This is a genomic window from Cellvibrio sp. GW822-FHT04B05 (assembly GCF_058800985.1).
In genome coordinates this window covers 1,142,546-1,155,835 of sequence record NZ_JBXAMU010000001.1, presented here as the reverse complement: position 1 = coordinate 1,155,835, position 13,290 = coordinate 1,142,546, and the positions used below count along the sequence as shown (strand labels likewise).

At 50.3% G+C, this 13,290-nt stretch carries 6 protein-coding genes; 4 read left to right on the top strand and 2 right to left on the bottom strand.

Going from position 1 to position 13,290, the window contains the following annotated elements; translation table 11 throughout:
• Nucleotides 1–241: 241 nt before the first annotated feature.
• The gene (locus AC1RJL_RS04725) at nt 242–3,073 is read right to left on the bottom strand and encodes a TonB-dependent receptor (RefSeq protein ID WP_492911587.1); all 2,832 of its coding nucleotides are present in this window, start codon (nt 3,071–3,073) and stop codon (nt 242–244) included.
• A 70-nt stretch (nt 3,074–3,143) separates the two neighbouring features.
• Nucleotides 3,144–3,998, bottom strand: coding sequence for an HDOD domain-containing protein (locus AC1RJL_RS04720; RefSeq protein WP_492911586.1), 855 nt, complete (start codon nt 3,996–3,998; stop codon nt 3,144–3,146).
• Nucleotides 3,999–4,238: 240 nt separating this feature from the next.
• Between AC1RJL_RS04720 and AC1RJL_RS04715 the strand changes: the two genes are divergently transcribed.
• The 4 genes from AC1RJL_RS04715 to AC1RJL_RS04700 all read left to right on the top strand — a co-directional run bounded on the left by AC1RJL_RS04715 (nt 4,239) and on the right by AC1RJL_RS04700 (nt 12,834).
• On the top strand, nt 4,239–6,278 hold the full coding sequence (locus tag AC1RJL_RS04715; RefSeq protein WP_492911585.1) for a PhoX family protein: 2,040 nt from the start codon (nt 4,239–4,241) through the stop codon (nt 6,276–6,278).
• A 781-nt stretch (nt 6,279–7,059) separates the two neighbouring features.
• Nucleotides 7,060–9,999, top strand: a complete 2,940-nt coding sequence (locus AC1RJL_RS04710) for a ribonucleoside-diphosphate reductase subunit alpha (RefSeq protein WP_492911584.1) — start codon at nt 7,060–7,062, stop codon at nt 9,997–9,999.
• Nucleotides 10,000–10,122: 123 nt separating this feature from the next.
• Entirely contained in the window at nt 10,123–11,445 is a 1,323-nt protein-coding gene (locus tag AC1RJL_RS04705) for a ribonucleotide-diphosphate reductase subunit beta (RefSeq protein WP_492911583.1), read from the top strand.
• A gap of 285 nt (nt 11,446–11,730) precedes the next feature.
• The gene (locus tag AC1RJL_RS04700) at nt 11,731–12,834 is read left to right on the top strand and encodes a hypothetical protein (protein WP_492911582.1); all 1,104 of its coding nucleotides are present in this window, start codon (nt 11,731–11,733) and stop codon (nt 12,832–12,834) included.
• The last annotated feature ends 456 nt before the right edge of the window (nt 12,835–13,290 follow it).

Here is a 13,290-nt window from a genome sequence, read left to right as displayed (position 1 = left end):
GCAAATTATTTTCAATGCATCCATTAGCACTTAGCAGTGGGGCGGAGGACTACTTGTGAGACCGTGCGCGGCCAAGGATGGCCGTGCCGAGCCTACAGGGAAGTATTCACGGCGTGTCTCACAAGTAGTCCTCCGCCCCACTACGATCTTCATGAAAACACTCATCAAAAATCATCCAGATAAAAATAAAAAACTCCGCCGAAAAATCCGGCGGAGTTAACACACTTTTTTTCATTAATTTTTAAAAGCTCAAATCCACACCCAAAGTATATTGGGTACCGTAATACACCACACTGGTTGGATTATCGCGCGAGCCCTGGAACTGCACGGTGGCTTCATTGGTGAGGTTTTTCACGTTGAAGAAAATATTGTGCTGATCCATCACACGGTATTTCATCGCCAAATCCCACACGGTTGACGCCGCATTGTATCTGTCCAACGACTCGCGCCCGCCCACCGCTTCCAGGCGATCAGGCATTTTGTTCGCCGACAAACGCACACTGAATGGCCCCTGCGCATAGGACACAATACCGTTGAGGATGTAATCCGGTGAGTTCACCAGCGACAGCTCATCATTGCGCCCCGGATAAGCCCCTTCGGAATCCAGCAAGGTGTAGTTGGCCTCAACCCCCAAACCGCTCAACAAACCCGGCAAAAAGGTCAGGTCCTGCGACCACACAAACTCCATACCGCGCACCTTGCCGCCCTCGCCATTGACACGGGTACGCTCATCCACGCCATCCGCCGCAATCCGGCTGGAACTGAACACAAAGTTATCGATGTCCTTGTAGAACACACCGGCAGACACCACCCCCAGCGGCGGCAGGAAATATTCTGCGGTCAGGTCGTAGTTGATGGACTCCGCCGGCTCCAGCGTCGGGTTGCCGATAATGCGCTGGTTCATTTGCGCATTTTCCTGCTTGGACGGAATCAAATCCCCAGGTGGAGGACGCGAAATCGCTTTGCTGACGGAACTGCGCACAATCAAGCGGTCATCAATCGCCGCATAGCGCAGGTGCAAACTGGGCAGCATATTGGTGTAGTCATTGCTGTCACTGACGCGGGTCACGTTGCTTACCTGGCCATTATTTACCGTCACTTCATTGGCTTCGCTGTCGATACGCGTGGTTTCCACCCGCACACCGCCGAGTACCGTGAGGCGATCAATTTCCACATTGCCCATCAGGTAACCGGCATAAATATCTTCACCGATGCTGAAGTCGGCATTGGCCAGGGTTTCAGCACTGAACAATTGCGCCGCTGCGTTTTGGGTAAAAGCGGCGGGATTGGTTTGCTGTAACTCGCGGTATTTGCGCCAGTCAGGGAAAAACGGCAGCAGTTGCGCGCGGCCGTTGGACTCGCTCATAAAATCGCTGTTGCTGTACTGCTCCAGCAAACTGGCGGCAGTGACACCGGTCAAACCGCTGTAACGCACCGTCTCCGGTTGCGCCTGGGAGGCATCTTTAACCGTTGCACGCAAACCGGTTTTGATACTCCAGGGGAAGCGGCCGGTGTTGAATTCGCGCAGGGCATTCACATCAAAACTGACTTCGTCTTCAACGCGCGGCACCTGGTTGGTATCAAACTGGCGGAAAGCCACTGCGGCGGGATTGTTGATATCCACCGCATTGTTGATGGTAAATACCGGGAAATCGCGGTCGCTGCGGTCGTAGCTGAGATTGACACCATTAAACGAATTCACCACCTGCAGGGTAACCGGATAATCCTTTTTCGCTTTGGAGTAAGCCGTGCGGCCATCCAACACCCAATCGCCAACACGATGTTCGATGCCGGCGGTATACATTTGGAACACGTTTTTGGGATCGCGGTAGAACGCTATGGAATCGACGCGGCCACCGGTAGATGAAGCCCTGTCAGGTGTGACATCAAATTGCGTTGCCGGATTCGGGCGGAAGTCGGTGCCGCGATGCAAGAGTTCGCGGTAATCGTAGTGATAAACCGCTTTCACGTAAGCGCTGGTATCGTCACTGGGGCGATAGTCAAACATCAAACCGGCGCCAACTTTGTCCTTGATTTCCTCGCGGTCGTAATAGAGTGAACGGTTGATAAAGAAACTGTCGGCAGGACTGACGGTATAGGCCGTCTCCACCACGTCATAGCCGCGCTCATCGCGGAAATAAAATACCGAGCCGAGCAGACCGAACTGCTGGTTATCACCAAAGGTATCACCCAGGGTGATGCCCGCCTGTTTGTTCCAGCTATCGCGCAGGTCATTGAGTGTCGCTCCCAGTTGTACTTCAACTGTGCTGCCATCGCGGTCGTAAGCTGAGCGGGTTACCAAATCGACTGTACCGCCGATGGCATCGGCGGAAATATCCGGCGTCGGCGCTTTAATCACTTCCACCCGCGCCAGTAAATTGGCCGGGAAACTGTCGAGCGCGATATCGCGGTTGCCGTCCACGTTGGTCATACGCAAACCGTCAACTGTAACGGTGTTGTACTGTGGCGCCAGGCCGCGAATGGTCGCGGTGCGCTGTACACCGGCGCGGGTTTCCACCGACAAACCGGGCAAGCGCACCAGTGCATCGCCGATATTGCCTTCGCGGATCTGCCCCAGCGCATCGGCAGACACTACGGTGCGGATACTGTCGGCATTGCGCTGCAGGTTAATGGTCGAGGCATAACCTTCGGCACGACCAATTACCAAGAGTTCTTCCGTGTCGAATCGCCCGCTGGTGAGGCGCACATCCTGACGCTGGCTGGTGCGAGCAGTCACGGTAACGGGCAGGCGCTGTGAATCCAGTCCGCCGTAACTGACTTCAAGCGTGTAATTGCCCGCAGGCACATTGGTCAGCACAAAGCTGCCGTCGCGCCCGGTGGTCACTTCGCGGTTTAATTCAAGCAGGCGCACACTTGCAGCTTGCAATAAACTACCTGTGGCCTGGTTGATCACACGGCCCGTCACACTGCCGAGCTGGCTCGCGCTGGTGGTTGATGCAGTAGCTGTTGTTGCCGGGTTTTGCGCAAGCGCAATACCGGTATGGGTTGTCATGGCACAGACAATCGCCAACGACAATATGGATTTTGCGGTTTTTAACGGTGTAACTAGCATGGTGTATCCTCTTTGGGATTTGATCGGAGACGCCATGCTAGACGTTAAAAACTACATTACGATGACAGGCTTAAAACAAACTCTTCGCCAACATACGGATTTCCTGCACATTGGTCATCACCAATGTCAGGCTACCGGCAACTACACCATTTTGGGGCGGCTCCAATTTTTTATAGGCCGTCAATTCGGTAATCGGTGGCAAATCCGTTTTGGTATGCGTCAGTTTAAGCGAGTGGTACAAACCCAAATTGATTACGTCGCTAAGATTAATCGATCCCGGACTCTCGCCCGTCCAGTTGCCCACCTCTTGCACTACTTTTAAATACTGCTCATCCACCTGCCATTTTTTTAAGGTGACCACACCGAGCGATTTTGCGTATTCGCGGCAGAGCGCAATATAAGTAGGAATATCCGGCGTCTCCTCGCTGCTTTTAAACGCAGACAAAACAGCAAGGGTTCCTACCTCGCTCAAGAGTGCAGCCATGAGGACATGATCAGGCACTACTCGCCCCAAGTGCTTGGTGATGTAGGTGCTCAAACTGGCTTTTAACGCCATGCGCCGCCAAGCCTCCATAAACAGGCGCCTATGTTTGACTGAATGAATCGAGAACAAGCTTTTAATTGAGTGAACCATGGTGATTCGTTCGACCTGGTTCATCCCCAATAAACGCACGACATCGAGGATACTTTGGGGCGGATTTTGGCTGCCAACCAAAGGGCTGGATGCATACCTGAGAAGGATGGCAGACAAGGCAGTGTCTTGGGCGAGCAGCTTGCTGAGTTCCCCCATGGAAAGATCTGGTTGCTCCAGCGCTTTACGGATCTCAAAAGTAATAGCCGGCAAACTGGGCAATTGCTCATCGTCTTTTAATAGATCGCTGACTACTTTGCGATAGGTTGAATAATCTTCTTGAACAGACTGCACACTGAATTCCATCTTATTGAATATTCGAAAATTAACTGGCTATGGATGCCAGACTAGCAGATTTAAACGCGGTGATAGAAGTTAAGTCTGCTTGAGAAAAGGACTACGCTAAACGTGCCTACCCCGCCTTATTTTATTGTAATTATCAAATCTTCAAAAAACTGTCTCTGAACTGACATAAAGCGTCGCTTTAATCGTTGCCTACCTATATCCCTCTCATAAAACTACAGGAAGCAACCGATGACTGACCATACCATCTACAAAATCGATAACTCCGGCATAGAGCCGCTTTCTAACCACTCCAGCAACCCCACTTTTGCACAGGTCATGACCGAGCGCCGCCAATTCCTGAAAGGCAGCTTGGGCACGGCAGTCGCGGCATTTATGGGTGTGGGTCTAGTGAGTTGTGGTGGCGATAATGATAAGAAAAGCATCAGCTCTTCCAGTTTATCCAGTTCCAGCGCGCCAGCCTCTTCCAGCATTGCAGCGTCTTCTTCTGTCGCACCGCTGTTAGGTTTTACTGCAATTGCCACCAACCGCAATGATGCCATCACTGTTCCGGCCGGTTACACCGCTACTGCATTCGTACCTTGGGGTACTCCGCTGACTGGCACAATGCCAGCTTACAAAGACGATGCCACCAACAGCGGTGCGGATCAGGAACAACAAGTAGGCGCGCATCACGATGGCGTTTTCTTTTTCCCGATCGATGCCAAGACCACTCACACCAATTCCAGCGAAGGCCTGCTGGTAATGAACCATGAATATATTGATGAAAAAATCTTTCACATTAATGGACCTACTCTGGGTGCAGTTCGACCGGCTGATGAAGTGCGCAAAGAGATCGCAGCCCACGGTGTGAGCGTGATCCACATCCGCAAAAACGGTAGCAACTGGGAAGTAGTAAACAATAGCCCATTCAATCGCCGTATTACCGGTGCTACACCTATGGATATCCGCGGCCCGGCAGCGGGCTCGCCGCTGCTGGCTACCAAATACAGCCCTAACGGCACCGCTACTCGCGGCACCTTGAATAACTGCGGCATGGGCGCAACCCCATGGAATACTTACCTGACTGCCGAAGAAAACTGGGCGGGTTATTTTGTCAATAAGGATGCTACCCAACCGCGTGAACACAAACGCTACGGTGTACCTGCCACAAATGGCCGCTACTTCTGGGAGAATGCAGATTCAGGCGCTGACGAATACATTCGTTTTAACGCCTCAACCAAAGGCGCCACCGCTCTGGATGACTATCGCAACGAACCCAATACCTTTGGCTGGATGGTCGAAATCGATCCGTTTGATCCGGAAGGCCGCCCGCAAAAACGCACCGCTCTCGGCCGCTTTGGCCATGAAGGTGTTATCTTCGCCCCTGCGGTAGAAGGCAAACCGGTAGTGTGTTACTCCGGGGATGATGCAAACAATGAATACATCTACAAATTCATCTCGGCCGACAACTTCTATAAAGCAACCGCTGGCGGATATCTGCTCAATACCGGTACCTTATATGTGGCCAAGTTCAATGCCGATGGCACTGGCGAATGGCTGCCGCTGGACATCACCAACAGCACCTTTAACGCCAAAGCGGCGGCGGTCGGTGTGACGTTTGCCAATCAGGCTGACTTGCTGATCAATACCCGTTTGGCCGCCGATATCATGGGCGCCACCAAGATGGACCGCCCTGAATGGGGCGCGGTGCACCCAGCTACCGGCGAGGTTTATTTTACTCTCACCAACAATACCGCCCGCACTGAAACACAGGTCGATCCTGCCAACCCACGTGCCAACAACACTACTGGCCATATCATTCGCTGGAATGAAGATGCTGATAAAGCTACCTTCAAGTGGGACATTTTTTTACTCGGTGGTGATGTAGGCACTGTGACCGGGACTGGCGACAAAGCCGTTACCCTGACCGCTGACAATCACTTCGCCAGCCCGGATGGTATCTGGATTGATGGCCGTGGCGTTGTCTGGATACAAACTGACATGAGCGGCACCCAGCAAGGCAGTGGTCCTTATGGCAACAACCAGATGCTGGCCGCCGACCCGGTGACCAAGCAACTCAAGCGCTTCTTTGTTGGCCCAATCGACGCAGAAGTTACTGGTGTAACAGGGACTCCGGATATGAAAACCATGTTCGTCAACATCCAGCACCCAGGCGACCGCTCTACTCCCACAAGCTTTACCAGCAACTGGCCAGAAGGCGGCACTGCACGTCCACGCTCAGCGACTGTGATCGTTACTAAAAATGATGGTGGATTGATAGGCTCTTAATGAATGGCCTTTTAATTGATTGCTTCTTAACCGTAACGTCATCATTCAGTAACGTTTAAGGCTCAACATAAAAAGTGTTACAGCAAGGATGACAACAGGCAAGGATGTATACAGGGAGGTTGAAATGCGCATCACAAGGGGCTTCGGCCCCTTTTTTTACCTTTCTGCGTCACCTAAATACAAAGTGCTGCTAAAAACTACAAACACAATATGTAGTCATATCACGCTCATCTATGTATGCCAAAAAAATCTAAGTTTCACGTCAAAATGTCATTTTTGCTATGAATCACGGCAATGCCGCATTTTCAGTAGTTCCATGGCGATTTTACCAGTTGCCCCCAGTTTTTCCCGCAGCCACGCACACCTTATCCACAGGTTTTCAAGCTTGCATAAAACCCCTAACCGCATTATCTTGTAGCCCATTCACGATTTACCCCTAGATATAGGTGTTGAAGGCGCTAAGCGCCCTATCATCGCTTATCGCTCATGGAGTTATTCGTCAAGCAGATTTTTGACTCAATTGAACGTTAATCACAGCAGCGGCGAAAAAAACGCCTGTTATTAGCGGCCAGCAAGGTGTTTCGATGCGCCAGAGCAGGCATCAGTAGTATGGTCACAATCGGCTGTCCATCCACCACTAGATATAGTGGTGGATGGACCAGCAGGAAATGGTGTTCTGAACTCTGATTTTAATAAGTACTCTCAGAAAGAGAGAGTGATCGGTTACAGCTTTTATCACGCATTACATTCAACTGGGAAAGACCTCACGCGGGAGACGTCTATGCACACTGACATTGAACAAACCACCGGCACAACCAATATCCAACACGACATCCACGGCGGCTCATCGAGCCTCACGGCAACAGCGCCGGGGCAATTGCGCGTAATCAAGCGCAATGGAACGGTGGTTCCTTTTGATGCCAGTAAAATCGCCATCGCCATGACCAAAGCCTTTTTGGCAGTAGAAGGTGGCAAAGCCGCTGCTTCTACCCGCGTGCGCGAGATGGTTGAAAACCTCACCCAACAAATTACCGCGACCTTCAAACGCCGTATGCCGTCTGGCGGTACTATCCATATTGAAGAGATCCAGGACCAGGTTGAATTAATCCTGATGCGCTCCGGCGAACAAAAAGTCGCCCGCGATTATGTGCTCTACCGTGAAGAACACGCCCGCCTGCGCGCCCAGAAACACCCTGCATCGCAAGAACCCGATCCGGATTATCCAAGCCTTAACGTGATTCTCGACGACGGCTCCCGCGCCCTGCTCGACATCGGCCGCATGCGCACCATCGTGCGTGAAGCCTGTTCCGGCCTCGCCGGTGTAGAAGAGAAAGCCATCCTTGACGAAGCCATGCGCAACCTTTACGACGGCGTGGCAGCAAAAGATGTAAACACCTCGCTGGTAATCACCGCCCGCACCCTGGTAGAAAAAGAACCGAACTACTCTTTCGTTACTGCCCGCTTGCTGATGGATAAACTGCGTGCCGAAGCCCTGAGCTTCTTTGGTGTTGCGACTTCCGCAACCCAGGCTGATATGGAAACCTACTACGCGCAAACCCTGCCGTTGTACGTGAAAAAAGGCGTGGAGCTGGAGTTGGTTTCGCCTGAGTTGTTGAATTTCGATCTGGAAAAACTCGGCAAAGCCCTGATCGCCGAGCGCGACTTGCAATTCACTTACCTCGGCCTGCAAACCCTGTACGACCGCTACTTCATCCACAGCAACGACACCCGCATCGAACTGCCGCAAATATTCTTTATGCGCGTGGCGATGGGCTTGGCAATTCAGGAAGAAAACCGTGAAGACCGCGCGATCGAGTTCTATCGCCTGCTCTCTTCCTTCGATTACATGAGTTCCACCCCAACCCTGTTTAACTCCGGCACTTTGCGTCCGCAGTTATCCTCCTGCTACCTGACCACTGTACCGGATGACCTGCACGGCATTTACGGCGCCATGCAAGACAATGCCATGCTCAGTAAATTCGCCGGTGGTTTGGGTAACGACTGGACACCCGTTCGCGCACTCGGCGCTTACATCAAAGGCACCAACGGTAAATCACAAGGTGTGGTTCCATTCCTGAAAGTGGCCAACGACACCGCTGTAGCAGTAAACCAGGGTGGCAAGCGCAAAGGCGCTGTGTGTGCGTACCTGGAAACCTGGCATATGGATGTCGAGGAATTCCTTGAGCTGCGCAAAAACACCGGTGATGACCGTCGCCGTACCCACGACATGAATACCGCCAACTGGGTGCCCGATGCCTTTATGAAGCGCGTGTTTGATGATAAAGAGTGGACCCTGTTCTCGCCGAACGATGTGCCAGACCTGCACGATCTCTACGGTAAAGCCTTCGAAGAGCGCTATGAACATTACGAGCGCGAAGCAGCACAAGGCAAAATCAAAGTATTCAAAACCGTGCGCGCATTAGACCTGTGGCGCAAAATGCTGGGCATGCTGTTTGAAACCGGCCACCCATGGATCACCTTCAAAGACCCATGCAACCTGCGCAGCCCGCAGCAGCATGTCGGTGTAGTGCACTCATCCAACCTGTGTACCGAAATCACCCTCAACACCAAAGCCAACGATGAAATCGCGGTCTGTAACCTCGGCTCCATCAACCTGGCGCAACACATTGTTGATGGCAAACTCGACCAGGCCAAACTGGAGCGCACCATTAAAACTGCAATCCGTATGCTGGATAACGTGATCGACATCAACTACTACGCCGTTGCGACGTCCAAACAGTCCAACCTGCGCCATCGTCCTATCGGCCTCGGCATCATGGGCTTCCAGGATGCGCTCTATGAACAACGCATCGCCTACAGCTCACAACAAGCCGTCGATTTCGCCGATACCTCAATGGAAGCCGTAAGTTACTACGCGATCAAAGCGTCAAGCGAATTGGCAGCCGAGCGCGGCAAGTACTCCACATTTGATGGTTCACTCTGGAGCAAAGGTATTCTGCCAATTGACTCGATTGAACTGCTCGCGCAAAACCGTGGCGAGAATTACATCAAAGTCGATCGCAGCCAAACCTTCGATTGGGACACCCTGCGCGCACAAGTGAAATCCCAAGGTATGCGCAACTCCAACGTGATGGCGATTGCACCGACCGCAACTATTTCCAACATCACCGGCGTAACCCAATCGATTGAACCGACTTACCAAAACCTCTACGTGAAATCCAACCTGTCCGGCGAATTCACCGTAGTAAACCCGCACTTGGTACACGACCTGAAAGCCCGTGGATTGTGGGATGCGGTAATGGTTAATGATCTGAAATACTACGAAGGCTCACTGCAAAAGATCGACCGCATTCCAACCGACCTGAAAGCCATCTACGCCACCGCGTTTGAAGTAGAACCGCGCTGGATCGTAGAAGCCGCCAGCCGCCGTCAAAAGTGGATCGACCAGGCACAAAGCCTGAACCTCTACATCGCTGGCGCTAACGGCAAGAAGTTGGACATCACCTACCGCATGGCGTGGTTCAGCGGTTTGAAAACCACTTATTACCTGCGTGCATTGGCAGCGACGACTACCGAGAAATCCACCATTAACACCGGCGCATTAAACGCAGTGTCTTCTGGCGGCGCGAGCGGTTTGTCAGCAGCACCAGCTGCAGCAAAACCAGCCATCTCGGAAGTAGAAGCAGCCAGTTTCGCCGAAGCAGCACCAGTGCCATTGGCCTGCTCGATTGATAATCCGGATTGCGAAGCCTGCCAATAAGATGTTGCGGTTCGTTCCTCACCAGCAACCTACGAAGCACCCTGTAGGTTGCTGGTGAGCTTGCGAACCGCAACAAAAACGCAAAATACACGATACACGCACACAGAATTAAACGAGGATCACATGCTAAGTTGGGATGAATTCGACAGCGAAGAAGCTGTAAAAGAAACCGCCCGTCAGGACGCGATTAGCACTGCATTGAACAAAGCGGCTGAGCCAGTTGTGCAACCAACCCAAGCGCAAGTTGCGCAGGCACAAGCCAAAACTGCACAAGCGCAAGCGAGCGCTGCCGCTGAAGCACAATCAGTTAACACTGCATTTGCCGAAGCGGCTAAAGAACCCGGCATCAGCCCTGAACTCGCCAAAGCGCGCGCGAGCCTCGCTGCACTCGACCCGGCTCCCGGCTTGGAAGAATTGGAAATGGGCGCCGCCCGTATCCAGGTTGATGAAAAGCGCATGATCAACTGCCGCGCCGACCTGAACCAACTGGTTCCATTCAAATACGACTGGGCATGGCAAAAATACCTCGACGGCTGTTCCAATCACTGGATGCCGCAAGAAGTCAACATGACTGCCGACATTGCCACCTGGCGCAACAAAGACGGCCTGACCGATGACGAGCGCCGCATCGTCATGCGCAGCCTCGGCTACTTCTCTACCGCTGACTCACTGGTAGCCAACAATCTTGTACTCGCGATTTACCGTTTGATCACCAACCCCGAATGCCGCCAATACATTTTGCGTCAATCATTCGAGGAAGCAATCCACACCCACGCCTATCAATACTGCATTGAATCGCTGGGCATGGATGAAGGCGAAATCTTCAACATGTACCGCGAACTGCCATCCGTTGCGAACAAAGCCGCCTGGAGTTTGAAACACACCCAAACACTGGGCGATCCAACTTTCCAAACCGGCACACCGGAAACTGATCAGGAATTGCTGCGCAACCTCGTTGCATTCTACGTAGTCACCGAAGGTATTTTCTTCTACTGCGGATTCAGCCAAATCCTCAGTATGGGCCGCCGCAATAAAATGACCGGCGTTGCAGAACAGTTCCAATACATCCTGCGCGACGAATCCATGCATTTGAATTTCGGTATCGATGTCATCAACCAAATCAAATTGGAAAACCCACACTTGTGGACTGCAGAATTCCAACAAGAAGTTCTGCAAATGATTCTGGAAGGCACAGAACTGGAAATCCAATACGCCCGCGACTCAATGCCCCGCGGCGTCCTCGGCATGAACGCCGCCATGATGGAAGAATACCTCCACTTCATCGCCAACCGCCGCTGCGCACAACTCGGCCTGAAAGAACAATTCCCCGGCGCGCAGAATCCATTCCCGTGGATGAGTGAGATTATGGATTTGCGTAAAGAGAAGAATTTCTTTGAGACGAGAGTTATTGAATATCAGACTGGTGGGGCGCTTTCTTGGGATTAAAAATTATTTAACGGTGAACGACACATCCTGTGGTCAAAACGACACATCCGTTGGTCAATAACGACAGATCTTTTAGTCAAATATAACATAAATACCGCTTAAACCCTGCTTTGCGGGGTTTTTGTCAAATGGGACGACACATTTTGTTTGACTGAATAGAGGGTACGTTTGAAGTTAAATTTTAATAAAAAGAAGATATGGCGTGCCTAAGAGTGAAGCAATCTCTCTCAGCAAATTGCGAATATGGATTAACTCAGTCATGCGTCAAACGCTAAGCAAACTACTATGCAAAAAATATTGATTAACAAATTATCTCCCGTGCTTAGCATTATAATCGTGGTGCTAATCGGTATTTACGCATCTGTAAGAGCAACTTTACTAGGAAACACTTTCCCATTTGCATGCTGGTCAACATCGCAAGAATGCTCGGATTGGTCACTCGAGGTTTTAATTTTTTATTTGATCGCGCTCCCATCATTGATATTGATTGTTTGGATACAAACGACTGCCACCCAAACCGAAAAAGATGAAACCGAAAAATTATTGAAAGATACTCAAAAGCTAATAAAGGCTGCACCACCTTTACATCTACTAAAGTATACCCAAAAGCAATATTTTTCAGTTCAGACAGCAGTTGAAGAAACCCTAAAAGGCCAGAGCACAACCATTGAAGATATTTCTTATTGCATAAGACTCGTACTTCGATCAATGTTAAATATTGCTGCTTATTGGGATACTCATAAAGAGGATCGCGAGGACGGCGATCTAATTTACCGAGCCACAATAATGAGAGCAATCACATCTAAATCCTTTTTGGAAAAGGAAGAGTATTTAGAACAATTGCGTACAAACGCCAGATTCATGGATCTCAATAAATTAGCTACACAAGAAGGCATTTGCGAGTTTGAATATTATCTATCGACTGAACCGGAATTCAGAACCGGCAATCACTTAGAGGATTCCGGTGATTGCGATGCGACCATAGGAACAATAATATTAGCGGCTCATAAAAATGGAAAATCACCGGCCGAATCACCAGAAAAAATAATATTAGGTGCACCTACTGCGCTCTATTATGGATTAGTTCAATATATAGATGATACCTCTAAAATATTAGAGGCTTGCCAGAAAGATAGTTATTTAAAAACCTTCGCATCAATAATTGAGGACTACTACACGACTGAAAAAATTGCAAAATCGATCCTTTCAATCCCCATTCCCATTGATAATGCACCTGAGGATCATGATTACAGTGCCGTTGTTAATATCTTTAGAAATGATGTAGGCCTGCTGGGTGGGAGTGACGAAACTTGCCAGCACTACGTTAGCTTGATATCACCTATGATATCTCTATTAGATTCATTGCTTGAGGTGCATCTTGAGCACTAATTTTTTTATGCTAATATGTATATAAATGACATCTATCCAGAGGTATTAATATGTCAATTTCCAAATTACCACGGCCCACTCCGAGCCCTAAAAAAGTTAAGGCATACCCTGGGCTAAAAGTTCATAAATCTCCTGATGGTATGGTCAGTGAACGACTATTGAAAATAGGTAAGGAAATGAGTTCGAAGTCATCTGAGCCTTTATCAAAGATGACAGTAATGGCATGGTAGAAAAAAGGAATTAAAAAGATACTTTAAATTCCATTTTGATATATGGAAGTTGCGTCCTTCTCCGTTAATTTGGAAGCATAGGTCGCTCAACAATGCGTACAATTCATGCTCTCCTCTCCCCGGAACCCCGCTCTCGCGGGGTTTTTACTTACATATGCAGCAAATTAAATTGAGAGACAAAATGCACTAATTGCCAGGATGAATTAGCTTATGAGGAAAGCCAATC

What these genes read in the sequence shown, in the direction of transcription:
- AC1RJL_RS04725 (WP_492911587.1), bottom strand. Translation starts at nt 3,073, where the DNA reads ATGCTAGTTACACCGTTAAAAACCGCAAAATCCATATTGTCGTTGGCG.
- AC1RJL_RS04715 (WP_492911585.1), top strand. Translation starts at nt 4,239, where the DNA reads ATGACTGACCATACCATCTACAAAATCGATAACTCCGGCATAGAGCCG.
- AC1RJL_RS04710 (WP_492911584.1), top strand. Translation starts at nt 7,060, where the DNA reads ATGCACACTGACATTGAACAAACCACCGGCACAACCAATATCCAACAC.
- AC1RJL_RS04705 (WP_492911583.1), top strand. Translation starts at nt 10,123, where the DNA reads ATGCTAAGTTGGGATGAATTCGACAGCGAAGAAGCTGTAAAAGAAACC.
- AC1RJL_RS04700 (WP_492911582.1), top strand. Translation starts at nt 11,731, where the DNA reads ATGCAAAAAATATTGATTAACAAATTATCTCCCGTGCTTAGCATTATA.